Source organism: Streptomyces sp. NPDC028314 (assembly GCF_055565795.1).
Genome location: NZ_JBVHTP010000007.1, coordinates 291,063 through 317,348, shown reverse-complemented (window position 1 = coordinate 317,348; position 26,286 = coordinate 291,063). Strand labels below are relative to the sequence as shown.

Here is a 26,286-nt window from a genome sequence, read left to right as displayed (position 1 = left end):
CACCATGACCACCGACACCGACACCGGCAGCCAGGCAGCGGCCCTGCTCAAGGCGGGCGCCGTACTGCCCGTCGGCACCGGCGGAGCGGGCGCCACCGCCGTCGACCTGACCGCACGGGCCTACCGGCACCCGGCGCTGGGCGACGGCCGCGTCGTGATCCGGCTCGCCGCGTCCGAACTGGGCGCCGCCGAGGACCTCGCCGCCGGTTTCCTCGGACTCGAACCGGCCGGGGAGCCGGCCGTGGTCGGGCTCGGCCAGCGCCAGGCGCTCGGCTTCCCCGAGTGGGTGCTGGTGCACCATCCGCGCGACGGGCACCATGCGCTGGCCGTCGTGCCCGAGCTCGACCGGGCCGCCCGGCAGGCGAAGACCAAGCCCAAGGCGGCCCTCGACGCCTGCCACGAGCTGGCCGGCCGCCTCGCCGCGGCCGTCCCGCACTTCCTGCCGGTCTTCTACGAGCAGGCCGCGCGGCTCTTCCTCGCCGTCGAGAACGCCACGTACGCCGCCCAGCTCTTCGGCAAGGCCCGCACCAGCGAGGCCGAGTTCGGCCTGACCGTGGACGAGGACCGCCTGGACGCCGTGTTCCTGGAGTTCGCCCTGGCCGGCGCGCTGCCGGTGAAGGTGCTGACCGGCTACGCCAAGGACCTCGCGCTCCGGGTGGCGCCCGCCGAGGCCTTCGACCGGTTCCGGCGGCTGTGCGTACGCCGCACCGCGGGCGGGCTGCCGCCGTCCGCGCAGGCCGCCGTGGAGCTGCGCCGCCTGGCCCGCGCGGCCGGGCTGACCGGTACCGTGCCCGAGCAGGAGTACCTGGCCGAGCTGTTGCCGCTGCCCGCCACCCTGCGGGCGGCGCCCGGCTGGTGGAAGGCCCACCGCCCCGCGCTCCTCGCGCTCGCCCGGCGCGTGCCGTCCGTACGGGGAACCCTGCTCGGGCTGACCCCGCCCGGCGGCGGCAACTCGGGCGAGATGGCGGCCATGTGGCTGGAGCTGCTGGAGGAGTCGGACGCCACCGCCGGACTGTTCCGCGACGGGGCGCCCGCCGAGGAGCGCTGCGCCGACGGCGCCGCCGGCTGGCTGGAGCGCTTCCACACCGCCCGGTACAGCGGCTGGGGCAACCCGCCTGCCCTGCCGGCCCTGATGGCCCTCGTCGAACGCTGCGCCGAGCGGCTGCGCGCGGAACTCGCCGCGCCGGAGCGCGAGACGGGCCTGCGGCTCGGCCTCCAGGACGTGGACCTCCTCGACCTGCTGCTCTCCCTCGACGTGCCGCTCGCCGACCCCGACCCGGAGGACAAGCGGGTCCTGGGGCTGGAGCACTGGGGCTCGCAGGGATCCGCCGGCCGACGCGATCTGGCGGCCCTGTGCGCCGACGCGCGGTTCCGGCCCGTCGTCTTCCGGGCCCTGAACGCCCTCGGCAGCCGCTCGGCCGGACGGGGGGCCTTCCGCGGGCTCGCCCAGTCCCCCGGCAGCAGCCCCCTGCTGACCGAGTGGGTCCGCGAGGTGGCCGCCTCGTCCACGGCGACCGCACTGCCGGCGCTGCCGGGCGCCATCCGCTGGCTGACCTGGCTGCCCGCCGAGGTCCTGGCGCTAGCCCCCGCGGAAGTGGCCGCGGCCGCCTCGCTCGACGTGGGCGGCGTCCTCGCCCGCACCCTGCGCGGCGGCCTGTTCGAGGAGCTCGTCTGGCCCGCCTGGGAGACCGCCGTCGCCGAACTGTCCCAGGCCGGGCGCAAGCAGACGCTGACCGTCATGGACGCGTGGCCCCAGGTGATCGTGGCCAATGCCTCGCAGGTCCGGGTCATCGACGCCGACTCCACCGTGCTCACCCACGACCTGCGGGTCCCGGCCGGCAACCACGCCCGCCACGGGTTCCACTACGTCGACGGCGACCTGCTGGTGTTCTGGGTCCCCTACAACGGCCCCGTACAGGGCTACTGGCTCAGCGCCCCGAACGACATCCTGACCCTGGACCACCCCGGCAGCTACTGGTCCATCCGCTCCGAGTACGTCACCCTCCCGCTGCCGGGCGGCGGCCGCACCACCGGCGGCGGTGTCCTGCACCGGGGCGACAGCAAGCTGCCCGTCGAGCGGCCGGTCATCTCCGACGGAACCTCGTACTGGGTGTGGGAGTCGAGCGGCGAGCCGGACGAGTCCGGCTGGCGCGAGTACGACCCGGCGAGCGGAAACCTCGGGCGGCGCTCGCAGCCCGGTTTCCTCGCCGACGCGCTGCGCGGCCACCCCGAGGGCAGCACCCAGGCCGACCGGTGCGGACAGAACTGGCTGCGGCCCACGCCCACCGTCGAGGGTTCGGTGCTCGGCGCTCCCGTGGACGGGCTGCTCGGCTGGTGTGCCGTGAACGTCCACGGCGGCGGCCGGCACGGCAGCGAGCCCGGCGGCCGCGCCGTCACCCTGGAGCAGGGCGACAGGGTTCCCCGTGCGGCGGTCCGGTTTCCCGGTGACGACCGGCTCCGCGTCGTGTCGACCGACTGGCGCACGCTGACCCTCGGCGACCACGACGGCGTGGTCGTCGCCCAGGCCGGCTCCTCCCACGACGACCCCGCGTACTCCACCCGCCACGCCGAACTCCCTCCGCTCCCCTACTGGTACTGCCTGCGCGCCCGGGACCCCGAGGGCTCGGCCGCCCTGCGGGCCGCGGACGCCCAGACCTGCGGCGCGCTGCTCAAGGCCGCCACCGAGGCCAACCGCACCGGCGCCGACCGCGCCGGTGCCAACCGCGGCGAGGAACTGGCCGCACTGGTGAGCGCCGCACTGCCGGGCATCACCGCCCCCGCCGTGATCGGCGGTGTGGTCGAGGCCCTGCGCACGGCCGTCGGCCAGCAGGCGGCGCTGGACAGGGTCGCCGCCTCGCTCACCCCGAAGACCGGAGAGCGGGAGCCCGCGCCCAAGGTCGAACGGGGTCCCTCCGACCGCCTGCTGCACACGGCGCTGCACGGGCTCGTCGACAGCGGGCACCACCGCCACGGCGGTGACTCCGACACCACGCACCGGTACCTGCGGGCGCTCGCCGCCACGCGCGCCGACACCGCGGCCGAAGCGGTGCCCGGGCGCCTGCACTTCGACATGCCCTCGCTGGACCATTCCGCGTTCCCGTGGACCGGCGCCTTCCTCGACCACCCCGCCGCCGTCGCGTACCGCGCGGTGGTGACCGGGACCACCGAGGAGGAGCGGCTGGCGCTGACCGGCGTGCTCGGCGACGTGGCCGCACTGGGCCTGGACGCGGCCGAGACCTGCGACGGCCGGTGGCTGCGGGTACTGGTCCACCTCGGCAAGGAACACGTGACGGGCTCCGACGGCCGTGACCGCAGGACGTGGGGGCGTACCGTGCTCCCCCTCGGTGGCGGGGCCCTGCTCGCGATCACCGGCGAGCGCAGCCAGTCCGTCGACGACGGCCACGAGTTCTCCGCGCTGCTCCACGACCCGGCCGGGCGTCTCGCCGTACCCGCGCCCTACACCTCGCGCGGGGACGCCCCGCTCGGGGACCGGGAGCGCGGGGCCGGCTGGTTGGCCGCGTTCCTCGGCGAGGCGGCCCGGCGCGGTCCGGCGCCGTGGTTCCCGGAGGCGGTGGAGGAATTCTCCCGGCTGACCGGGGTTCCCGGGCCCACGGCCCGGCTGGTGCTCGCCGGTCTGCCGCACGTCGACAGCTGGGAGCGCAACTTCCTGCCCGCCGAGCTGCGGACGGCCATCGGGATCAAGTCCACCGACGCCAGGTACGCCCGTGACGACCTGAAGCGTCTCGACGCCGCCGTGCGCCGCGCGGTGGTCGCCGCTCTGCTGCCCGCCGATCCGGCGCGGCTGTGGAGCGAGGGCCCGGACGTGGCCGCGGCCGCGGAGGTGTGGAACCGGCGCGTGGGGCGTCGTACGCCGGTACCCGACTGGCTGCTGGTCGAGGCCGCCCGCGCGGTCGCCGGCGGCAGCTCGTGGGAGGTCCACCAGGCGCTTCCCGCGCTGCTCGACCCGGCGGCGGATCCGGTGCTGAGCACCGACGTGCCCTGGGACGTGAAGGAGGGGCAGGTCGTGCCCCGCCTGCCGGGCGCGCCGGTCTTCAACTCCGCGGTACTGACGGGGTCGATCGCCCTGGCCGCGTGGCTGGCGCACCGGCTGCCCGCGGGTGAAGCCGTACGGGCCGCCCTGCCGCCCGCGCTCACGGCGGTACGGCAGCGGCTGGCCGCTCCCGAACTGCTCATGGGCGCCGGGTACCACGTGCGCTCGGCCGACTTCCGCACGGCGGCCGGGACCCCGACGGAGACCGGCGAGGGGTACGTGCGCTACGGCGCGGTGGTGCTGACCGGCCACGACAACATGTGGGCGTGGCCGTCGCTGCGCACCGCGCTGCTGGACTCGACCGGCCAGGACCCGTACCTGCCGGCGTTGCGCGGCAGCGACCAGGAGCCGTCCTCGGTCGAACTGGCGCTGAGGACGGCCCACGACCCGGCGTTCGCCCGGCTGCTCGCCGATCCGGGGGCGCCCGCGGCGGGTTCGGTGGACAAGGACGGGACCTGGTGGCCGCAGGACCCGAGCCGGTCCGTGCCGGAGCTCGTGCAGGAGGCCGGTGCCGCCTACGGCCTGGGGCCGGACGCCGCCGCCCTCTACCTCGCGCTGCTCGCCATGCCCGACCCGACCGACCGCAACACGGCGCGCTGGACGGGCTGGAAGCCGGCCCGGCTGAAGGCCGCGCGGGCGGAACTGGGCGCCACCGACCTGGTGGTGACGGCCGTCCGCGGCCGGGCCGGGCGCTCGATGTTCCTGCCCGGCGGGTGGGCGGAGCTGCCCTCGCCCATCGCGCCCGTGGAGCAGTGGAAGCTGGCGATGTACGGCCTGGCCGCGGGACGCAATCCCGTACTGGGGGTGCTGGTGCCGACCGAGCCCGCCGCGGAGCTGTACCGGCGCGCGTGGGGGCGGGTCCGTGAGGGCGACGCGCCCCGCTTCGAGGAGCTGAAGGTGAAGCGCACCAAGCGGCGGCGCTGACGCCCGCCCGTCCGCCTGCCCGCCCTCTCGGGCAGGGCCGGGCCCCCACCGGCCCGGCCCTGCCCCTCTCGAACCTTTCCCGTACCGACCTGAGGACTCTGATGACCGTCACCGAACAGCCCGCACCCGCCCGGCAGGTGCTGCCCGCGGAGGAGCGGCACGCCGCCGAACTCGCCTTCCTCGCCGCTCAGGACACCGGGCCTCGCCCGCCCGGCTGGGCGCTGACGCCGCGCGCGGTCGTCACCTTCGTCTGCGGCAGCGACGGCGCCGAGCTGGCCCTGCCCAAGCGGCGCGCCGGACTGCCGGCCAAGCTGGTGATCGCACCCAAGTTCGTCGGGGAACGCGCTCTGGTCGAACGGTGCGTGGTCACCCTCGCCGGAGAGCGGGGGCTGCTGCTCACCGGCGAGCCCGGCACCGCCAAGTCCATGCTGTCCGAGCTGCTGGCCGCCGCCGTGAGCGGCACCAGTGCGCTCACCGTGCAGGGCACGGCGGGCACCACCGAGGACGCCTTCCGGTACGGCTGGAACTACGCGCTGCTGCTGGCCCAGGGCCCGACCTCGCAGGCCCTGGTCGACTCCCCCGTGCTCTCCGCGATGCGGACGGGGCGCGTGGTGCGGGTCGAGGAGATCACCCGTTGCCTGCCGGAGGTGCAGGACGCGCTGGTGTCGATCCTGTCCGACCGCCGGGTCAGCGTGCCCGAACTGACCGCCACCGAGGACGCGGTGGTCTCCGCCGCCCCCGGGTTCACGGTCATCGCCACGGCCAACCTGAGGGACCGCGGGGTTTCGGAGATGTCCGCCGCGCTGAAGCGGAGGTTCAACTTCGAGACGGTCGCGCCGATCGCGGACGCCGACGCCGAGGCCACGCTGATCCGGCGCCAGGCGGTGGCCGCGGTACAGCGCGCCGGAGCCGCCTTCGGGGTGGACGACGCGGTGCTCGACGCGCTCGTCACCGTCTTCCGGGACCTGCGCTCGGGGCGCTCCGCCGAGGGCTGGGACGTGGAGCGGCCCGGGACGGTCATGTCCACCGCCGAGGCCGTGCAGGTGGCGGCCTCGCTGGGGGTGGCCGCCGCGTACCTGCCCGGCGGGGACGTGCTGGACCTGCTGCCCGGACATCTGCTGGGTGTCGTGCGCAAGGACGACCCCGCCGATCACGGGCGGCTGCTGGGCTACTGGGACGGCCCGGTCCGCCGCCGGGCCGAGGACGGTTCGGCGATGTGGCGCCGGCTGTGGGACCTGCGCGGGAGCCTGCGTTGACGGCCGCCGGTCCGCGGGAGGCGGTGGAGGCGCTCGCGGCCTGCCGTGAGCCGTACCTGCTGGGCGTGCGGCACCACAGCCCCGCCCTGGCGGCGGTGGTCCCGGCGCTGCTGGAGGCGGCGGGCGCGCAGGTGCTCTGCGTGGAGCTCCCGGCCGACTTCCAGCCGTGGCTGGGGCACCTGGCGGACCCGGAGACGGTGGCCCCGGTCGCGCTGGCGGGCGAGGGGCGGGACGGGCGGCTCGCGTTCTACCCGTTCGCGGACTTCTCGCCGGAGCTGGCGGCCATCCGCTGGGCGCGGGGCCGGGGGGTGGAGGTGGTGTGCTGCGACCTGCCGCTGGGCGACGCGGGCTGGTCGCTGCCGGAGCCGCAGCCGCCGCAGCTGCGTCCGGGCGGTGAACGGGTCTCCCCCGCCGGGGCCCTGGGGCCGGACGGATCGGGGCCGGGCGAGTCGGGACCGGACGGGTCGGGGCCGGACGGATCGGGGCCGAGCGGGACGGCGCCGGACGCGACGGCACCGAGCGGATCGGGGCCGGGCGGGTCGGGGCCGGGCGCGGTGCTCGCGCCGGACTCCGGCCGGGGCGCGGGCGGGGCCTTCGTGCCGGGAGCGCGGCGGGATCCGGAGGCCGGGACCGACTCGGGCTCGTCGGGCGTCGCCGCGGGCCGGCGTTCCTTCGCGCAGGCGCTCGCCGCGTCCGGAACCGGGCGGGAGGGCGAGGACCTCTGGGACCGGGCCGTCGAGGTACTGGCCCCGGGCTGCACCGCCGAGGCCGTACGCCGGGCGGCCCTCGGCGTGGGCTGGGCGCTGCGGGCCGATGCCGAGGTGCCTGCGAGGGACCTGGCCCGCGAGGCGCACATGCGCGGCGTGATCGCCGACGCGGGCGCCGGGGGCCGCCGTGTCGCCGCCCTGATCGGCGCCTTCCACGCCCCGGCCCTCGCCCCGGCCGTCACGGGCGGCGCGGGCGCGGCCGCGGGACGTATGCCGGGAACGGCCGGGGGGCCGGCCGCCGGAGACGGGGACGGGGTCGTGGCGTCGTTCGTGGCTTCGTTCGTTCCGTACTCGTTCGATCTGCTCGACTCCCGCTCCGGCTATCCCGCCGGGATCCGGGATCCGCTGTGGCAGCAGGCCGTGTTCGAGGCGGGCGGGGACCCCGCGCGGCTGCGGGAGGCGGCTTCGGTGGCCGTGACCGGGGTCTGCCGCGAGCTGCGCCGGGCCGGGCACACGGCCGGGACCGGCGAGGCAGCGGAGACGCTGCGCCTCGCCTGCGACCTGGCGGTGCTGCGCGGGCTGCCCGCCCCCGGACGCGGGGAGCTGCTGGAGGCGGTCACCACCGTCCTGGGGCAGGGCGAACCCCTGGGCCGGGGGCGGGCGCTGGCCCGCGCCCTGGAGGCGGTGCTGGTCGGGGCGGCGCGGGGCAGGATCACCCCGCACGCCCCCCGTTCGGGGCTCGGTCCCGCGGTCGAGGCGGAGCTGGCCGCGCTGCGGCTGCCGTGCCCGCAGGACCCGGCGCCCCGGGAGGTCCGGCTGGACCCCTTGCGTTCCGAACTGGACGCGCGCCGCGAGGTCGTGCTGCGGCGGCTGCTGGTGTGCGGGGTGGGCTACGGGGAGCCCGTGGCGGTGGCCTCGACCGGCGACGGCACCGCGCTCGGAAGCAAGTGGCGGCTGTCGTGGACCCCGTCCGTGCCGGCCCGGCTCGATCTGGCCGGGGTCCGCGGCGTGACCGTCGCCCAGGCGGCCGCGGGGACGCTGCGTGACGACGCGCGCCGCGCGGCCGACGAAGGCGGGCCGACTGCGGCACAGGTCCTGGCCGGGCTGGCCGCGGCCGCGCGGTGTGACCTGCCCGCACTGGTCGACGTACGACTGGAGGAGGTGGCCGCCGTCCTGCCGGAAACCGCCGCCCTGGGGGAACTCATGGAGGGTCTGGACCTGTTGGAGGGCCTGGGCCGCGGACACTTCCCGGGGACCGCGGACGCGGCCCGGCGCCGGGCCGCCGCGCTCACCGGTGAGCTGGTGGATGCCGCCGTACGGGCCCTGCCCGGGCTCGCCGGCAGTGAGGACCCCGCCGACGCGGCCGCCCTGGTGGCCCTCGCGGACCGGGCCGCCGGCCGGCACCTGGGGCTGCGGATGGACGCCGCCCTGGCGGAACTGGCCTCCACGGCCTCTCCGCTGATGCAGGGCGCCGCCCTGGCGGTACGGGTACTGCTGGATCTGGATCCGGCCGCCGGGCTCGGCGCCCGCGCGGCCGGCTGGATCGACGGCGCGGCCACCGCCGACACCCGTCGCGCCCTCACCCGCCGCCTGGCCGGTCTGCTCACCGCCGCCGGGCCGCTGCTCGGGTCCTCGCCGGCCGCCCTGGCCCCGCTGCTGGACCGGGTGGACGGCCTGCGCGACGAGCAGTTCCTGGACCGGCTCCCGGCGCTGCGGGGCGGGTTCGACACGCTCTCGCCCGCCGCCCGCGACCGCCTCCTGGACACCGTCACGGAGCGGCTCGGGGACCGGATCGACCTGGCGCTCGACGCGCCGCCCGCGCTGCTCGCTCTCTGGGCGGCGGCGGACGCGGCGGGGCTCGCCGCGCTCAAGGCCCTGCCGCTGCCCGGCCGGGATCCGGCGGATGCCGAGGTTCCGCAGGGGGCGCCGCTCCCGGCCGCGGCGGCGACGGCCGGTCCCGGCGCGCACCGGCTGGCTCCCGCCGACCGCTGGCGGCTGCTGCTCGGCCGTCGCCGCGACCGGCTGCCGGCCGACGCCCGGGGTTACGCCCGGGCGCTCGACGAGCTGTACGGCGCCGGGCGCGGTGAGGGCGCCACCGATCTGGACGGCGGCCGGGGCGGGGGCCGGGAGGCCTCGTTCCCCACCGCCCGGGAGTGGTCCGAGGAACTGGAGGCACTGTTCGGCGCCGATGTACGGGAGGAAGTGCTGGCCGACGCCGCGGACGCGGGCCGGGCCGATGTGCTGACCCAGCTCGACCCGGCATCGGTACGCCCCTCGGTGGAACTGCTGACCTCGGTGCTGTCGCTGGCCGGTGGCCTGCCCGAGCAGCAACTGGCCCGGCTGCGGCCCCTGGTGCGCCGGCTGGTCGACGAGCTGTCCCGGGAGCTGGCCACCCGGCTGCGCCCGGCGCTCTCGGGCCTCGCCACGCCCCGCCCGACCCGCCGCCCCGGCGGGAAGCTCGACCTGGCCCGTACGCTGCGGGCCAATCTGGCGCACACCCGCCGGCTGGCCGACGGCCGGGTGGTGATCGTGCCGGAACGGCCCGTCTTCAGCACGCGGGCGAGCCGGGAGGCCGACTGGCGGCTGATCCTGGTGGTGGACGTCTCCGGCTCGATGGAGGCCTCGGTCGTCTGGTCGGCGCTGACGGCGGCCGTGCTGGGCGGGGTCCCGACCCTGTCCACCCACTTCCTCGCGTTCTCGACCCAGGTCGTCGACCTGACGGACCGCGTCGACGATCCGCTCTCGCTGCTACTGGAGGTGCGGGTCGGCGGCGGTACGCACATCGCCGCGGGCCTCGCGCACGCCCGTTCGCTGATCACCGTCCCGAGCCGCACGCTGGTGGTCGTGGTCAGCGACTTCGAGGAGGGCGCGCCGTTGGGCGGCCTGCTCGGCGAGGTGCGCGCCCTGGCCGCATCCGGGGCCCAGCTGCTGGGCTGCGCCGCGCTCGACGACGCGGGCGCGCCCCGGTACTCGGTTCCGGTGGCACGTCAACTCGTCGCGGCCGGAATGCCGGTGGCCGCTCTCAGTCCTCTCGCCCTCGCCCGCTGGGTGGGCGAACGCCTCCGTGGAGATGTCCGTTGAGCACCGATCTGCTGCCGCCCGTTGCCCCTGAGGTCCTTGCCGAGGCGGTGGAGAACCTGAGCGCGCGGCTGCGCAAGAAGCTGGACGCGGCCATCGAGGCGTGCGGGGCGGGGGCGGTGGCCGGCGCGGACGGGAGCGTGAGCGTCCGGTTCGGCGAGGATGCCGTGGTGACGTTGCGGCCGGGGCCGTCCGGGGTGGTCACGGGCGCCGAGCAGGCCGTCTGCGGCTGCCTGTTGGCGCCGCGCTGCCTGCACCGGGCCGCGGTGCTGGGGGCGGCGCCGCTGGCGGGGCCGGAGCAGTACGCCGGTGCGGACGCGCAGGCGGAGGAGGCTGAGGAGGCGCGGGAGGCTGAGGAGGCTGAGGAGGCGGCCGGGGGTGCGGTCGCGTCCGGGGGCGTTCCGGGGGCCGGGGCGGACTCGGCGGGCGGGCCCGGGGTCCGGGTCGTCGCAGGCGACGACGCACCGGCCTCCGCCGGGACCGGTCCCTCTGCTCCCGGCTCCGGTGCCGCTGTTCCGGGTGCCGCTGCCGCTGTCCCCGGCTCCGGTCCCGCTGTTCCCGGCACCGGCCCCGCTGTTCCCGGCTCCGGTGCCGCTCTTCCGGGTGCCGCCTCCGATTCCGGCCCCGAGCCGCTGACGGCCGCCCAGGCGCGTGCCGCCGCCGCGCTGTGGGAGGCGGCGGCCGAAGCACTGGCCGCCGGGGTCACGGCCGGGGGCGCGGTGGTGCAGGCCGAACTGCTGCGGGCCGCGCACACCGCGCGCCTCGCCGGGCTGCCGCGCGCCGAGGCCGCCGCCCTGCGGGTCGTACGGGGACTGCGGGCCGCCCGGGAGCGCAGCGCCGCCCAGCGGCTGGGCGCTCTCACCGAAGCCTTCCGCGAACTGCTGTACACCGCCGGACTGCTGGCGTCCGGAGCCGCCGACCGGGGGCTGACGGGGGCGGGGCGGCGGGCCTACGCGGCCGGCGGCAGCCTGCGGGTGTTCGGCCTGTGCCGGGAGCCCGTGCTGTCGGCCACCGGGTACGGCGGTGTGGTCACCCACCTGCTGGGCACGGACGGCTCCCGCTACTCGGTGTCCGACGTCCGCCCCGGCGGACCGGGCCGGGCCCGGGGTGCCGGAGCCGCGTCCGTGGCCCTCGGCGGAGCCGCCCTCGACCATGCGGGACTGGCACGCGGGGGTCTGCGCATCGTCGGCGCGACCGTCTCCGCCGACGGCCGGCTCGGTGCCGGACGCGGCGTCAGGGCCACCCCCCTGCGCGGGATCGCCTGGACGCAGGAGCCCGCCGCGGCGCTGTTCGCCCGGCCGGCCGCCGAGGCGGTGGCCGGCCTCCTCGCCGACGCGGACGCCGGGGCCGATGCCGGAGCCGGACCGCAGCTGATGGGCGTCGACGTCCGGGTCGTCGGCGGGGCCGGGGAGTATCTGCTGGCCCGGGAACTGTCGCCCGACGGGACCGTACGCGATGACGCGCCCCTGCTCCGGCTGCGCGCGGCGCATCCGCACCCCGAGCTGGCGCACACGGCGAACCTGCGCCGCCTCGCGGGGTGTCCGGGGCTGGCGGTGCGGGTGCTGGGCCGCCCGGATCCGGACCGCGCGGCCACCCTGAGCGCGCTGGCGGCCGGGCCGGTGCCGGAGGCGGAGTTCACGCTGCGGCTGCCCGAGGAGTGGCTGGGCCGCGCCGACCTGGGCTACGACCGCCTCCAGGGCGCCCACTTCCCGCAGGGCGCTCCCGCGGCGGCGCCCGTCGCGGCTCCGCCCGGACCCGATCCGCTGGCCGACTCCCCGCTGTGGCGGGTGCGGCGGCTGCTGGAGGCGGGGGTCGCGGGCGGGCGCCGGGCCGTGGCCGAGGCGGCCCGGGGCCCGGAGCCGCTCGGCCTGCGCGGACCGCTGCACCGCTCCGGCTTCGGCGCGGCGGCGGACCTGGCCACCGCCCTGGCCACCGAGGCCGACCGGCGTCCCCGGGACCCCTTCGGCCGCCTCACCGACGCCTCGGCGGACCGCTACGCGTGGGCCTGGCTGGCCGCCGCGACCCACCTCACGGCGGCGGAGCGCTCGCTGGTGGCGGCGTCCTGGGCCTGACCGCGGGGCCGTGGCCGCCGACGTCCCGGGCCTGACCGCGGGAGCCGTTGCCGCCGGCGTCCCGGGCCTGACCGCGGGTGCCGTCGCCGCCCGGAACGGGCGCGGTACACCCGCGGTCCGGCCGTGTCACCCGCGGTCCGGCCGTGTCACCGGCCGGAACGGGGGTATGCGACGCAGCAGTTGCGGCGGTCGCCCCCGGGCGGCCGACGAACCGCCGTCGGGCGGGCGCCAGGCGGTCCCGGCTCATCGGCGGGGCAAGTGCGGGTTGGATGTCCCGGTATGGGTAGTCTTCCCGGGACAGCGTGCGGAGTTCGACTCGGGGTGGGTTCATGGATCGTCAGACCGGTGTGCGCGGCGCCGCGGTGGCCGTCGTCCTGTTGCTCGGGGTGGCCGGATGCAGTCAGCCCTCCGGGAGCGGGCGCTCCGACGGGAAGGGCGGTGGGGTCCCGCCGGCCGCGTCCTCCCCGGCACCCGCCGCGTCGGGCGGCGACGCCAAGCCGGCCGCCGGGGACGTACTGCCCGGGATGGTCAGTGCGGCCGTGGCGCGGACGCAGCTGGCCGCCCTGACGGTCGGCAAGCCCGGCACGATGGCCGGGTACAGCCGCGCCAAGTTCACCCACTGGGCCGAGCAGGGCAACAAGTGCGACACCCGTGAGGTCGTCCTCAAGCGCGACGGCAAGGACGTCACCCAGGACTCCGAGTGCCGGGCGGTGTCCGGGACCTGGAAGAGCCTGTACGACGGTGCGGAGTCCGGCGACGCGGCGAAGCTGGACATCGACCACATGGTCCCGCTCGCCGAGGGCTGGCGTTCCGGCGCCGCCGACTGGGACGCGGCCAAGCGCAAGGCCTTCGCGAACGACCTGACCCGGCCGCAGCTGCTGGCGGTCTCGGCGGCCTCGAACCGTTCGAAGGGCGACCAGAGCCCGGACCTGTGGCAGCCTTCGGACAAGTCGAGCTGGTGCCAGTACGGACGCGCCTGGACCACGGTGAAGTCCTCGTACGGGCTGACGGTCACCGAGCCGGAGAAGGCCATGCTCACCACCATGATCGACACCTGCGCCGCCTCATGACCGGGCCGCGGCAGTGGGAGGACCAGGTCCTGGCCGGCCCCGGGGGCGCGATGACCGACGAGGTCGGCGTGATCACCGGGGAGCTGACCCTGCGCACCGTCGCCGGCTCCGACGGCAAGATCGGCTTCGAGATCCAGTACCTGGACGCCGACGAGTGGTACACCCTCACCGGCAGCCCCCTCCCGCACGGAGATCCGTACGCCCTCCACCTCGCCGCCCTCTCCGCGATCCGCGCCGGCGGCGGAGCCGAGGCACCGCCCTGCCCCGCCTGACCGTGACGGATGTCTCCCCGCCCCCCGGTCCGCGGACTCAGGTGGCGGCGGCCGGTGGCGGCCGGCCCGACCACCGGTGACCTGCGGAAGCCGGGTGGGGCCCGCGCCGGGGCCCAAGATCGCGGCGCCGGTCCGGCGGGCACGGCGGCCAGGACGGGAGGTTCCGGGCGTCTCGCCCCACCCGTCCCCGCGCCTGCCGGGAGCGAACTCGCTGGTCAGGGGGACTGCCACCTGACAGACTGAAACGGCTCGATCACCCCAGGAGGACAACATGGCAGACGAATCAGACACCCCGCAGAACGAATCCCCGGCCGACGAGGCCAAGCGCAAGTTCCGGGAGGCCCTGGAGCGCAACGCGGCGAACGCCCAGTCCCAGCAGGCGCACCAGAGCCGGGCCAAGGTCCAGGGTTCCAGCAGCGGCCCCGGCGGCAAGAACAAGAAGGTCCGCCGCAAGACCGGCTGACCTTCCGCATGGGCGGTGACACCGGCCGGGGGGACGGATCGTTGGGCCGCATGGGTGATCGGCGATAACCACGGGACCGTGAGGACAGTTGATCAGCATGTCCCGCCGGGGACAGCTCATGCGACAGAAGGATCCTCACAATGCTCAAGAAGTTCATGGCCACCGCTGCGGTCACCGCCTCCGTCATCGGCGCAGGCGCCGTCGCGGCCACCCCGGCAATGGCGATCGGCAACGACGACGGCATCACCACCGTCAACGGCAACGGCGCCGCGCAGATCTACGGCAACCAGGAGACCGAAGGGGCGATGAGTCCGCAGCTCGGCGCCATCCAGGGTTCGCTGAACAAGCTCTGCGTCGGCCTGCCCGCGAAGGTGAACGCGCAGTCGCTCGTCGCGGTCATCGCCAATGTCGGCGTCCAGGACATCAACGTCCTGTCCAACCCGCAGAACCAGCAGTGCGCGGAGAACTCCACCCAGGCGAAGGGCGACGAGTCCCTGTCGCACATCGTGGACAACATCCCCGTGCTCTCCGGGAACCTGTCCGCCGGCAGCTGATCCAGTCGGTCCGAACCGGCGTGACGACTCTGGTCGTCACGCCGGTTCGGCGTTTTCCGGGAAACCTCCCCCGCCAAGGCGTTCCACGTTCCGGCCCTCCACCGAAAGATCTGGTCTAGACCTTGACAGGTCCAGACCACCTTCGGTTCAGTGGCGGGTAGTTGCCGGCCCCACCCGGCAATTCCCCCCACGCAAGGAGCAGTTACGTGATACGCACGCTTCGACGCCGGGCCACCACCCTGGCCGCTGCCGCCGCCGTGACCCTCGGACTCGCCGTCGCACTGCCCTCCTCCCCCGCCGCCGCGGCGCCCGCCTGCGCCGGCTCCTGGACCTCCTCGGCGGTGTACACGGGCGGCATGAACGCCTCGTACAACGGGCACAACTGGCAGGCCAAGTGGTGGACCCAGGGCGAGACGCCCGGGACCACAGGGCAGTGGGGCGTCTGGTCCGACCAGGGCGCCTGCGGTGGCGGCGGGGGCCAGGACCCGGACCCGGGGACCGGCAATCCGTCCGGATTCGTTGTCAGCGAGGCCCAGTTCAACCAGATGTTCCCGAACCGGAACCCGTTCTACACCTACAACGGCCTGGTGGCGGCGCTCTCCGCGTACCCGGCCTTCGCCAACACCGGTGACGACACCGTCAAGCGGCGCGAGGCCGCGGCCTTCCTCGCGAACGTCTCGCACGAGACGGGCGGGCTGGTGTACATCGTCGAGCAGAACACCGCCAACTACCCGCACTACTGCGACGCCACGCAGCCGTACGGCTGTCCGGCGGGGCAGGCCGCGTACTACGGCCGCGGCCCGATCCAGCTCAGCTGGAACTTCAACTACAAGGCGGCCGGTGACGCGCTCGGCATCAACCTGCTCGCCAACCCGTACCTCGTGGAGCAGGATCCGGCCGTCGCGATGAAGACGGCGCTCTGGTACTGGAACACCCAGAACGGTCCGGGCACGATGACGGCCCACGCCGCGATGGTGAACGGCGCGGGCTTCGGCGAGACCATCCGCTCCATCAACGGGTCCCTGGAGTGCAACGGCGGCAATCCGGCGCAGGTCCAGAGCCGGGTGAACAAGTACCAGAGCTTCACGCAGCTGCTGGGAGTGACCCCGGGGAACAACCTCAGCTGCTGACGCGGCCCGTCCGCAGGGCCGTCGCCAGCTGCGCCCGTGAGCGTACGTCGAGCTTCTGGTAGATCCGGGTCAGCCGGGCCTCCACCGTCTTGACGCTGAGGAAGAGCTTCGCCGCGGCTTCCTGGTTGCTGGCGCCCTGGCCGACGAGCAGGGCCAGCCTGGTCTCGGCCTCGGTCAGGGCCGACGGCCCCGGGAGCGAGGCGGCGGCGGTGTCGGGCGCGGTGTCCCGGGCCAGGTCGGCCCAGGGCTTCGCGCCCGCCCGGCCGAAGATGTCGGACGCCTCCCGCAGGGCGGCCCGGGCGGGTGCGCGCCGGCGGCGGCGGCGTTCGACGCGGGCCAGCGCGAGCAGCGTGCGGGCGCGTTCGAGGGGCAGCCCGAGGGCGCCGAACCGGGTGGCCGTGGCGTCGAGCAGGGCCACGGCCGCCTGCGCCTCCCCTTGAGCGGACAGGCACAGGCCGCGGGCCCGGTCGAGGGAGGCGAGCACGCCGGTGCGGCCGAGTTCCAGGGCCACCGTACGGACGGAGTCCAGCAGGGCCGCGGCCTCGTCGGGGGCGTCGGCCGCGACCAGGGCCTCCGCGAGTTCCCCGTGCCAGCGCAGGACGGAGGGGTCGACCACCTGCTGGGCGTCCTCCAGTTCGGCCACCCTGCGCAGTGTGGCCACCGCCTTCGCGGCCTCGCCGGTGGCCAGTTCGACCAGGCCGAGGGCGTACAGCGACCGGGACAGGAAGACCTGGTCCTGTTCCTCCTCCGAGGCCTGGATGCCGCGACGGGCGTAGCCGGCGGCCCGGGCGAAGCTGCCGCCGGTGGCCTCGGCCATGGCGGCGACGTACCAGGCGGGGCCGGGTGACAGGCCCGCCTCGATGGTCAGTTCCAGGGCGTGGCGGGCGTGGGCGGCTCCCGCCGCGCAGCTTCCCCGGCGCAGCTCCACCTCGGAGAAGCTGCGCAGCACCTCGAAGACGTCCTCGGCGGAGCCGGTGCGCTGGACGGCGGGCAGCAGGACGAGCAGCTGCCGGCGGGCGTCCCCGAGCCGGTCGTCGAAGAGGGCGTGCCGTACGGCCAGGTACTGGGGCGCGTTGCGCATGCCGAGCGGCACTTCGGGGGCGGGCAGGGCGAGGGCCTCGGCCAGGATGTCCTCGGCGTCGCGGTCACCGAGGATGCGGCCCATGCGGGCCCGTACGGTCAGGGCCATCGCTTCGGCGACCTGGTCGCCTCCCAGGGCGGCGAGCGCGCCCGCCTCGGCGGCGGCGTCGCGGGAGCGGACGGGGTCGCCGTCGCTGAGGTTGTGCTTCCAGGCGATCCGCAGCTGGACGGCGGCCCGCAGCGAGGGGTCCCCGGCGGCGTCGGCCACCGCGTAGGCGAACGTCTCGTCGAGGTCGGCCAGCGCCTGCCCGGCGGCGTCGATCACGGCGAGCCGGGCCCGGACCCGGTCGGCGGGCGAGGCGTCGCGGGCCAGTACGGCGCGGGCGGCGCGGCGGGCGAGGTCGGCGCGGCCCGCCCAGCCGGCGTCCTCGGCGGCGCCGACGAGCCGGGCCAGTTCCTCGCGGGGCCGGCCGGCGGGCGTACGGTCGGCCGCGAGCAGCCCGAGTTCGGCGGCGAGGGCGCGCTGCCCCCGGCGGCGGCAGGCCGCGGCGGCTTCGGTGATCTCGGTGGCGAGCCGGGCGTCGGGGGTGTCGACGGCCAGCGCGCGGTGCCGGACGGCCTGCACGGGGTCGTCGACGGCGTGGGCGAGGGCGGCGTGTCCGGCGGCGCGTTCGGGCCAGCCCGCGTCGGCGGCCAGGGCGGTCGGCAGCGCGCCGGCGGTGAACCGTACGGAGCCGTCCTCCCCGACGGTGACCAGCCCGGCCCGTTCCGCCTCGGCCAGCTCGGCGTCCGCGTCGGGGCGCCCGGCCCGGCGGAGCAGGGCGGTGGTCGGGCGGGCGGCGAGTGCGGCGAGCAGCAGGGTGCGGCGGGCGCGGGCGGGGGCTTCCGCGAGCAGTCGGCGGGCGACCTCGCGGGCCTGCCCGGACACGGGCAGGGTGTCGGCGTGGTGGGCGCCGCCGTCGCGGGATCCGGCGGCTTCGGCGAGGGAGTGCCCGAGGGCGAGGGCCAGGCGCGGGTTGCCGCCGCTGGCCTGGTGGATCCGGCCGGCCAGGCGGGCGGGGAGGCCGTGGCGGACGAGGAGTTCGGCGACCTGCTCGGCGCCGAGCGCGGGGACCCGGATGGCGGGGGTGCCGGGGCCGCACAGGGGTACCGCGACCGGGGAGCCGGCCTGCACGCATTCGGCCACGAGCACCCGGACGCGGGGCGGGGTCAGGCGCAGGGCGAAGCGGAGGAGGTCGGTGCTCTCCGCGTCGAGCCACTGGGCGTTGTCGAGGACGAGCAGGACGGGCCCCGGGTCGGCCAGGGTGCGCAGTACCTCGACGACGGCCAGGCGCAGGGCGACGTGGTCGCGGCCGGCGCCGGGGGCGTCGGCCTCGCGGCGCAGCTGGGCGATGGCGGTGCGCTGTGGTCCGGCGAGCCGTTCCAGGGCGGCGCAGGGGACGGAGGCGAGCAGGGCGGCGGCGGAGGCCTCGGGTATCCACTGGTCGGCGGCTTCCGGGGCGAGGTGGAGCACGGTTTCCCGGCGGCCCTCGGCGGCGCTCGCGACGGCGCGGACCACTTCCGTCTTGCCCGCGCCGGCCGGTCCGGTGAGGATGGCGCGCCCGTGCGTGGTCAGCGCGCGGTCGACCGCCTCGATGAGTTCACCGTGTCCGACGGTCGTGTCAGCGTTCCCCGTCGCCGCCACGCACAGCCACCAGCCTTTCGCGCCCCTGCTCCTGTGCCTTTCCTGTGAGACGCGACAATACGAGGTCGGCCGCCGGGCGGACCCTGTTTGTGACGCAGAAATCAGTCAGTGGACACGAAAGCCCGGCGGACCTGCCGGTACGGGTGGTATCGGCAGGTCCGCTGGGTGGGATTGGTCCGTACTATCGACCCGTCAGGCGGGAGTTGGGGGGCTCCTGCGCTTGCGGGGGCCGGTGTGCGGACCGGGTGTGGATCCGGGTGGCGGTCCGGTTGGGGGCCCGGGGCGCGGGCCGGATCCGGGGCGGCTCAGAAGCCGAGGCTCCAGGAGTCGATGTAGCCGGTGTCGGCGGCGGCGACGTCCTGGACCTTCAGCTGCCAGGTGCCGTTGGCGGGCAGGGCGGAGCCGTCGACCGTGTACGTGGTGAGCAGGTTGGCGGCGCTGTCGCCGGAGGAGCTCTTCAGGCGCTTGACGGTGCCGTTCGGGGCGACCAGGTCGATGACGAGGTCACCGCGGTAGGTGTGCTTGATGTCGACGGAGACCTTGAGGGCGGCCGGGGCGTTCCCGGTGCGGCCCGAGACGGTGATCGAGGACGAGACGGCGCCGGCGTTGTCCGGGATGGCGACGTCGGCCGTGTTCTCGAAGGCCGGGGTGGTGGGCGTGGAGGTCACGGCGTTGACGGTCGCGGCCGCGTCGGCGAGGCCGGTGCCGCAGCCACCGGTGCAGGTGCCGGCGAGGGGGCGGGCGTTGGCCTTGATGGCCGCTTCGACCTGGGCCGGGGTCAGCGAGGGCTTGGCGGCGACCAGCAGCGCGGCGAGGCCGGCGACGTGCGGGGCGGCCATGCTGGTGCCCTGGTACGGCTTGTAGATCTCGGCGCCGGGGGTGGTGGTGCCGGCGTTCAGGCTGGAGAGGATGCCGTTCTCGGGGGTGGTGACGGTGCCGGGCGTGTCGGTGGCGCGGCGGGTCTCACCGCCCGGGGCGGCGACGTCGATGATCGCGCCGAAGTTGGAGTAGAAGGAGCGGTCGCCGGTGCGGTTGGTGGCGGCCACGTTGACGACGTTGTTGCAGCTGGCGGGCGTGAAGCCGGCCGCGTCCGCGTTGCTGTTGCCGGCGGCGACCACGACGGTGGTGCCGCGGGCGACGGCCGCGTTGATGGCGTTCTGGTAGCTGGCGCCGCAGGTGCCGGAGCCGCCGAGGCTCATGTTGATCACCTTGGCGGGGGTGGCGTTCGCCGGGACGCCCGCGACGGAGCCGCCCGAGGCCCAGGTGATGGCGTCGACGATGTCGGAGGTGGCTCCGCCGCACTTGCCGAGCACGCGGACGGGCTGGATCTTGGCGTTGTACGCGATGCCGGCGACGCCCTTGGCGTTGCCCGTGGCCGCGGCGATGGTGCCCGCGACGTGCGTGCCGTGCCAGGAGGAGTCGCTGGCCTTGGAGCCGGTGCCGCACTCGCCCGCCGCGCTCCAGTCGCCCTGGTCGGCGGGGTTGTTGTCGCGGCCGTTGCCGTCGCGGGCGGCGCTGGAGGTGCTGATGAAGTCGTAGCCGGCGACGATGTTGGGGGCGACGTCGGAGTGCGCCACGTAGCCGGTGTCGATCACGGCGACGGTGACCCCGGAGCCGGTGGTCTTGTCCCAGGCGGCGGGGACGTTCATGCCGGCGGTGGGCTCGAAGAGGTCCCACTGCTTGGCGTACTCGGTGTCGTTCGGCGTGGCCAGCGCGTAGGCGCGCGAGTCGGGCTCGACGTAGGCGACGTCGGGGTCGGCGCGGAACTGGGCGATCACGTCGGCGGCCTCGGCGGGGGCGGTGGCACCGCCGAGGTTGACGAGGGCGGCACCGGTGCCGAGGCGGCGGTCGAACTGCGCCTTCTTGCCGGCCTTCTTCCCCTTCGCGGTGGCGTCGTCGGCGGCGGCGGAGTTCGAACTGGCCTCATCGGCAGTCGACTTGTATCCGACGATCAGGTTCTCGACCGGCGCCGCGCCGGGGGCGGTGGCGGGGGCCGCGGCGGCCGGGAGGGTGGTGGCGGGATCCGAGGAGCCGGTCAGGGCGACGGACGCGGTCGCGGAGCCTGCCAGGAGCGTGACGGACATGGCCACCACGGATATGAGCCGACGTCTGGTTGCGTGCACGGTGTTCCCTTTCGCGGGCCGGTTCCGGGCAGGCCGGAGCGGCCGGTCTGAACTGTGTGGGAGGTGAACCGGCGGCCACGGGATCGGGACGGGCTGGTCAGACCCGCCCCGGACACCGCAGCGCCGCGTCGCCCGGCCGCGACGGCGGGGCAGGGCGACGGCGGTGCGCCGACGATCGGCCCGGCCGCGAACGGCTTCACACCATGTGGGGTGGGTGCGGGGGCTGTTCGAGGAGGGGAAGATCGCCGGTGGGCAGACAGTAGGCAACACGGGGATGAACGCGATACGGGGAAAACCCTTGTCCGGCCCCTGCGGCGGGGGGAGGGGGGCCGGTGGCCCCTATCGGGCGGGCCCGGTCCGGGACCGCACCGGGACGCCGCCGGGGGACCGCACCGGGACGCCGCCGAGGGGGCCGTCGCCGGACCCCGGCTCGCGGCCCTGGAACGCGTGTGCGGGGCGCGACGCCACTGGGGTAGCCTCGGCGGACTCGCACCGCGTGACCCGGGGGGATCACCTTGTTCGCTCGTTCCGCAGCCGTTCCCGCGCTGGCCGCTCTGCTCCTCCTCGGCCTCGTCGGCTGCACCTCCTCCGGATCCGGATCCGGCGGGAGCGCCGGGGCTCCCTCCGCCGCGGATCCCTACGCCGACAAGACCGCCGACGAGCTGCGCCTGCTCGCGTACGACGCGACGCGCACCGCCGGCTTCAAGAAGTTCCGGGCCCGGCTCACCGCGGACGGGGTGACCGCGGTGATCGACCTCTCCTTCGCTCCGGCCACGGATTGCGCAGGGTCCTACTCCGCCGACGGCCAGGGCAGGACGGAGGTCCACCGCACCGCGGACCACGTCCACGGCAAGCGCGACGCCGAGGCCTGGCGGGCCCGGATCAGCGATCTGCCGAAGGCCGAGGAGGACGCGGTGGCCGCACGGTACGCGGGCCGCTGGGTCAAGCTCGACGCCGAGGACGAGGACGCCCAGGCCCTCGCCTCCGTGTGCGGTCTGGGGGACCCGAACATCTTGCTGCGCAACGCGAAGGCGACCGGCGGCAGGAAGGGACCCGCGGCCACCGTCGACGGCCGGCCCGCCGTCACCCTGGTCTACCAGGGTGCCGACGGCGGGACCGTCACCGACTACGTGGCCGCCGAGGGCCGGCCGTACCTGCTGAAGCGCACGCAGACCGGCCGGAGCAAGACGGAGATGACCTACTCCGACTTCGAGGTCACCGCACCCCTGTACCCGCCGGCCGCGGACACGGTCATCGTTCCCGGCGGGAAGTCCGAGCCGGGCGAGCCCTGGTGGAAGGGAACCCCGGCGGCCTGAACCCGCGCGGGGCTACCGCGGCGGGTGGAGCTTGCGGAAGTAGGTCCAGCTGGTCTCGTTCGGCTCGGACCACTTCTGCGGGGCGTGGGCGAACTCCGGGTGGCGGGCGGCGATGTACGCGCGGGTGCGCTCGGGTACCTCGTCGTAGGAGCCCAGTTTGCGGCCGCGGCAGTGGAAGGTGAGGCCGCCGGGGCGCTGCCCCTGCTCCATCCAGGGGAGCCAGGGGGACATCCGGGTCCAGGACATGGTGCTGGGGACGCTCGGCTCGTCGGTGGTGAGCACGGACGCCGGTGCGAAGAACTGGAACAGCTCCAGGGCGCGGTAGGTGTCGTCCGCCGAGTTGGCCGGGTACTGGTCGACCGGCAGCGGTGAGGGGTAGGCCAGGGGGATCTCCAGGCTGAAGCAGACCTGGTCGCCGAGCTCGGTCATGGGGACCGGGAAGGGACGCCATCGCTGGTTGGCCGGATCGTTCCACACGTGGACCACCGGCTTGTCCTGCCAGGTCTCCAGGATCTCGCGGCTCTGCGGGTCGAGGTAGAAGGCGGCCTCGCGGGTGAGGAGCTGGTACGTGCCCTCCTCCTCGGCGAGCCGGGCGACGTTGAGGCCCTCGAAGCCGAAGAGGCGCTGGTAGGGCTCCCCGGGGGCCCAGGAGTGGACGTCTCCGGTCCACCAGAAGGTCACCTCGCTGCCGTCGAGCGAGGCGCGGGTACGGGCGAGGGCCTGGAGGAGTTCCGTGGGAGTCATGGTGGGTACTGTGCGCGCTGGTGGCAGGCCCCGCAAGGACGTTGGGCGCGATCCGGCCGGGGGCCGGGAGGCCGGGGGCGACCGGCATGCGGATGCCAGGTTGACGAGGGTGCCGGGCACCGGCAACCGTGACCGCCATGGGGAACGAACACCGACTGCTCGTGCTGCTGGTCTGCCTGGTGCTGGGCGGCGGGCTGACCGCTGCCGCGCTGGGTGCCTCGCGGGCCGCCGGCCCGCAGGCCGCGGGAGCCGCGGCGGGGGATTTCGTCGACATACGTGACGTTCCGTCCGGGACCGGCCAGTCACCGCCGCCGGGGCCGGACGCTTCGGCCGGCTCGGTGGTCGTGGAGTGCGGGCGCAACCGGGAGGGCCACTACAACGAGGACAACCTGGTGGTCTCGCCCGGCCTGCGGGCCGGCGCCCACCACACGCACGCGTACGTGGGGAACCTGTCCACGGACGCCATGTCCACCGACGCCTCCCTGGACTCGGCGTCCACGAGCTGCGCCGGCGGCGACCGGTCCACGTACTACTGGCCGGTGCTGCGCCGCACGGACCGTCCGGGCACGGACAGCCACGAGAGCTCCGCGGGACACGGGAACGCCGGCGAGATCCTCCCGGAGGCGGCGGTCACCGTGGAGTTCCGCGGCAGCCCGGTGAGCAAGGTCGTGCCGATGCCCCGGTTCCTGCGCGCGATGACCGGCGACGCGGTCGCGTACACCGCGGACACCGAAGCCGACGTGCGCGCCCGCTGGGGCTGTTCCGGATCCCCCGACCGCTCCACCACCCGCTACCCGCGCTGTCCGGCCGGCGAGCGGCTCACCCGGACTCTGGTCTTCCCCAGCTGCTGGAACGGCCTCGACACCGAAACCCCCGGCCACCGCTCCCATCTGCTGTTCCCGGCCGCCAACGGCGTGTGCCCCCAGGGCGCCTTCCCGGTGCCGGAGCTGCGCGTCTCCCTCGCCTACGAGGTCCCGCCCGGGGCGCCGATCGCGCTGGACTCCTTCCCGGAACAGCGGCACAGCCCGAAGACGGACCACGCGATGTTCGTGAACGTGATGACCGGGCGGCAGATGCAGGCGGCCGTCGACTGCCTCAACGAGGGCCGCGAGTGCCGGATGTGAACCCTGCGCCGGGCCGGCGTGACGCAGGTCACATGAACCCGGTCCGGCCCGAGGGCGTGTTCCGACCGCACCACGCAAAGCACGGAAGACGGAGAGGGTGAGATGGCCGGACCACTGTGGCCCCGAACTCGGCGGGGCTCGACCGATGAGGCACTGATCAAGTCGGTGTACGAGGAGCACGGCCACGCCTTGCTCGCGTACGCCACCCGGCTGACCGGGGACCGGGCGGCCGCCGAGGACGTGGTCCAGGAGACCCTGATCCGGGCCTGGCGGCATTCCGAGGTCCTGGTCAACGGGAAGGGCTCGGTGCGTGGCTGGCTGCTCACGGTGGCCCGCAACATCATCACCGACCGGTACCGGGCGAAGGCGGCCAGGCCGCCGGAGGTCTCCGGATCGGCGGCCGCTCCCCCGGTGGAGGTGGACCACGCGGATTCCGTGGTGAACGCCATGACCGTACTCGGGGCCCTCGACCAGCTCACCCCGGAACACCGGGACGTACTCACGGAGTTGTACTACCGCGAGCGCAGCGTCGCCGAGGCCGCCGATCGCCTCGGGATCCCGGCGGGCACGGTCAAATCGCGCGCGCACTACGCGCTCAAGGCCCTGCGCGAGGTCTTCGCGGACGGCTCCAGGGACGGCAACAAGCACAAACGATCGGGCAGGCCGCCCCAGCAGCCCGGCGGACTGCGGGAGGTGGTGGCATGAACCGGCAGCGGCACGAGGAGGAACTGCTCGGCCCGTACGTTCTCGGAGTCCTGGACGAGGAGGACGCACGGCGCGTCGAGGAGCATGTCGGCGACTGCGTGCAGTGCCGGGAGGAGGTGGCCGCGTTGCGCGAGATGGAAGCCGCGCTCGGCGAGGTACCCGAGGAGGCGTTCCTGGAGGGACCGCCCCAGGGCGGGGACCTGCTGCTCCAGCGCACCCTGCGGCAGGTGCGGAGCGAACGGGCGTCGGCGTCACGGCGCCGGCTGGGACTGGCGGGACTGGCCGCGGCCGCCTCGCTGGCGGCCGTGTTCTGGGCCGGTACCCAGACCGGCGACAGGGTCGAGGCGGTGCCCCCGCTGCCGACCCCGACGGTGACCTCGGTGCCCTCGACTCCGCTGCCGGGGACCAAGGTGGCCTCCGCGACGGATCAGGGCACGGGGGCGCGGATGACCGTCCAGGTGGCGCCCGCGCCCAAGTGGGTCAGGGTGCACGCCGCGGTGACGGGTGTGCCGGCGGGCGAGCGGTGCCGGCTGGTCGTCGTCTCCCGGGACGGTACGCGGACCACCGCGGGCGGCTGGGTCGTGGGCACGGCGGAGCACGGCGAGGGCAAGGGAGCCGCGCTGGACGGCTCGGCGGCCGTGGATCCGGCGGACGTGAAGGAGATCCTGGTCGAGAACGAGGCCGGCAAGGCCTTCGTGTCCGTACCGGTGCCGGCGAAGGCGTAGCGGGCCGGTCCGGCCGGGATCCCACCGGCCGACCCGGCCGGGGGCGCACGTGACGGAGCCCGGGAGCATATCCAGCTCCCGGGCTCCAGTTTGCCACCCAATTGCGCACACCGGCGGCGTTTAAGAGCCGCGGGTCATTCTGAGACCGACGTGTTCTGCCTTTGAACTACCGCGCCACGAGAGAGGCGCAGAGGGGACTTGAACCCCCATCCGTCGATGATCGCCCGCGCTCGGTCGATCCGGTGTTCGGCGGCGAATACTGAGACTGGAGCGAGAATCTGAGATTTACGGGGCCGCCTCTGCCAGGCTTGGGCCACCCCCGCGCGCAGTGCGGGGAGAGGGATTCGAACCCCCAACTGACACCCCATGTTCAGCTTCAACATCAGTTTCAGCTTGCGCTCTTCAGCGCACCCCCCGCTCGAACGGGGGGCGATCGTGGGGCTACCTGAACAGGTAGCCGAACACCGCGTCGCCGACCCGCTGGTCGGTGACCTCGGCGCTGTTGGCCTCCTCGCGGGCGAACTTGACCGCCTGCTGGATCTTCTCGACGCGGTCGAGGAGCTCGTTCACCCGTCGCGCGGGCAGCGCGCCGGAGAACTTCACGGTGGTCCAGTAGCCGACCGGGACGTCCTCGTAGTACACCTCGACCTGGGCCGGGTGCTTCTCCGTGGCCTCGGCCTTCACGTGGTTGCGCGGGACCTTCTTGGTCCGGATGGTGCGGACCGGGTCCGTCTTCCAGGAGTCCGTCGAGGGGTCCAGGTTCCAGGACTCCGACGCGTCCAGCACCGGCAGCTTGCGTACGAAGGTGTGCAGGTCCGTGAGCTGCTTCTCGAGGAACAGCAGGTACGGGACGGGCACCTGGGGCAGCAGCACCTGGCCGTCGACCACGACGTCCGCAGCCGCGGTGCGGTTCGCCCAGTCCTTCGTCGCCGTCACGTCGAACAGCCGCGTGAGGGTCCCGGCCGTGGCGCGCAGCACGTCCTCGGCCTTGATCTGCACCCGGGTGGACTCGGGCGGCAGCTGCTCGCCCTCCTCGTCCTTGGGCTGGTAGGTCCGCGAGATGCCGGCCAGCAGGGCGGGCTTCTGGACGTCCTGGTGAGCCTGGGTCAGCTCCTGGAGGGACTTGGACTTTACGCCCTTTTCCACGGCGATTATCTGATTCAGCTTCGGCACGTGATCAACCTAGCAGCGTGTTCCTCGTACGCGCA

Annotated in this window: 17 protein-coding genes; 13 read left to right on the top strand and 4 right to left on the bottom strand. The window is 75.2% G+C overall.

Going from position 1 to position 26,286, the window contains the following annotated elements:
- Nucleotides 1–4: 4 nt before the first annotated feature.
- From ACZ4TG_RS18775 to ACZ4TG_RS18735, 9 genes are all read left to right on the top strand, one after another.
- Entirely contained in the window at nt 5–4,975 is a 4,971-nt protein-coding gene (locus ACZ4TG_RS18775) for a DNA-binding protein (RefSeq protein WP_468164172.1), read from the top strand.
- Nucleotides 4,976–5,076: 101 nt separating this feature from the next.
- Nucleotides 5,077–6,231 (top strand): ATP-binding protein, encoded by a 1,155-nt coding sequence (locus ACZ4TG_RS18770; protein WP_468164012.1) that lies wholly within the window; start codon nt 5,077–5,079, stop codon nt 6,229–6,231.
- Nucleotides 6,228–10,019 carry a vWA domain-containing protein gene (locus tag ACZ4TG_RS18765; protein WP_468164010.1) on the top strand — a complete coding sequence of 1,264 codons (3,792 nt, stop codon included), beginning with the start codon at nt 6,228–6,230 and terminating at the stop codon, nt 10,017–10,019. Before ACZ4TG_RS18770 ends, ACZ4TG_RS18765 begins: the two co-directional genes overlap by 4 nt.
- Complete coding sequence (locus ACZ4TG_RS18760; protein WP_468164008.1) at nt 10,016–12,088, top strand: hypothetical protein; 2,073 nt, start codon at nt 10,016–10,018, stop codon at nt 12,086–12,088. Before ACZ4TG_RS18765 ends, ACZ4TG_RS18760 begins: the two co-directional genes overlap by 4 nt.
- 329 nt (nt 12,089–12,417) lie before the next feature.
- On the top strand, nt 12,418–13,158 hold the full coding sequence (locus ACZ4TG_RS18755) for an HNH endonuclease family protein (protein ID WP_468164006.1): 741 nt from the start codon (nt 12,418–12,420) through the stop codon (nt 13,156–13,158).
- A complete protein-coding gene (locus ACZ4TG_RS18750) occupies nt 13,155–13,430 on the top strand; it encodes a hypothetical protein (protein WP_468164004.1) in 276 nt (91 codons plus the stop codon). The genes ACZ4TG_RS18755 and ACZ4TG_RS18750 overlap by 4 nt, the downstream gene beginning before the upstream one ends.
- A gap of 271 nt (nt 13,431–13,701) precedes the next feature.
- Nucleotides 13,702–13,893, top strand: coding sequence for a DUF5302 domain-containing protein (locus tag ACZ4TG_RS18745; protein WP_468164002.1), 192 nt, complete (start codon nt 13,702–13,704; stop codon nt 13,891–13,893).
- A 140-nt stretch (nt 13,894–14,033) separates the two neighbouring features.
- The gene (locus ACZ4TG_RS18740) at nt 14,034–14,447 is read left to right on the top strand and encodes a rodlin (protein WP_468164000.1); all 414 of its coding nucleotides are present in this window, start codon (nt 14,034–14,036) and stop codon (nt 14,445–14,447) included.
- 239 nt (nt 14,448–14,686) lie between these two features.
- A complete protein-coding gene (locus ACZ4TG_RS18735; protein ID WP_468164169.1) occupies nt 14,687–15,577 on the top strand; it encodes a glycoside hydrolase family 19 protein in 891 nt (296 codons plus the stop codon).
- Here the strand turns inward: ACZ4TG_RS18735 and ACZ4TG_RS18730 are convergent.
- Entirely contained in the window at nt 15,567–18,341 is a 2,775-nt protein-coding gene (locus ACZ4TG_RS18730) for a helix-turn-helix transcriptional regulator (protein WP_468163998.1), read from the bottom strand. The genes ACZ4TG_RS18735 and ACZ4TG_RS18730 overlap by 11 nt on opposite strands.
- A gap of 305 nt (nt 18,342–18,646) precedes the next feature.
- Nucleotides 18,647–20,425, bottom strand: a complete 1,779-nt coding sequence (locus ACZ4TG_RS18725) for a S8 family serine peptidase (protein ID WP_468164167.1) — start codon at nt 20,423–20,425, stop codon at nt 18,647–18,649.
- A gap of 554 nt (nt 20,426–20,979) precedes the next feature.
- Here ACZ4TG_RS18725 and ACZ4TG_RS18720 point away from each other — a divergent pair.
- The gene (locus ACZ4TG_RS18720) at nt 20,980–21,780 is read left to right on the top strand and encodes a hypothetical protein (RefSeq protein WP_468163996.1); all 801 of its coding nucleotides are present in this window, start codon (nt 20,980–20,982) and stop codon (nt 21,778–21,780) included.
- 12 nt (nt 21,781–21,792) lie between these two features.
- Here ACZ4TG_RS18720 and ACZ4TG_RS18715 read toward each other — a convergent pair whose 3' ends face one another.
- Nucleotides 21,793–22,524, bottom strand: a complete 732-nt coding sequence (locus tag ACZ4TG_RS18715; RefSeq protein WP_468163994.1) for a DUF1838 family protein — start codon at nt 22,522–22,524, stop codon at nt 21,793–21,795.
- Nucleotides 22,525–22,661: 137 nt separating this feature from the next.
- On the opposite strand from ACZ4TG_RS18715, the gene ACZ4TG_RS18710 reads away from it, so the two are divergent.
- From ACZ4TG_RS18710 to ACZ4TG_RS18700, 3 genes are all read left to right on the top strand, one after another.
- Nucleotides 22,662–23,648, top strand: a complete 987-nt coding sequence (locus tag ACZ4TG_RS18710; protein ID WP_468163992.1) for a DUF1996 domain-containing protein — start codon at nt 22,662–22,664, stop codon at nt 23,646–23,648.
- Between the two features lie 102 nt (nt 23,649–23,750).
- Entirely contained in the window at nt 23,751–24,353 is a 603-nt protein-coding gene (locus ACZ4TG_RS18705; protein ID WP_468163990.1) for a sigma-70 family RNA polymerase sigma factor, read from the top strand.
- A complete protein-coding gene (locus tag ACZ4TG_RS18700) occupies nt 24,350–25,078 on the top strand; it encodes an anti-sigma factor family protein (RefSeq protein WP_468163987.1) in 729 nt (242 codons plus the stop codon). The genes ACZ4TG_RS18705 and ACZ4TG_RS18700 overlap by 4 nt, the downstream gene beginning before the upstream one ends.
- Nucleotides 25,079–25,519: 441 nt before the next feature.
- Here ACZ4TG_RS18700 and ACZ4TG_RS18695 read toward each other — a convergent pair whose 3' ends face one another.
- The gene (locus ACZ4TG_RS18695) at nt 25,520–26,251 is read right to left on the bottom strand and encodes a DUF7873 family protein (RefSeq protein ID WP_468163985.1); all 732 of its coding nucleotides are present in this window, start codon (nt 26,249–26,251) and stop codon (nt 25,520–25,522) included.
- Between the last annotated feature and the right edge of the window lie 35 nt (nt 26,252–26,286).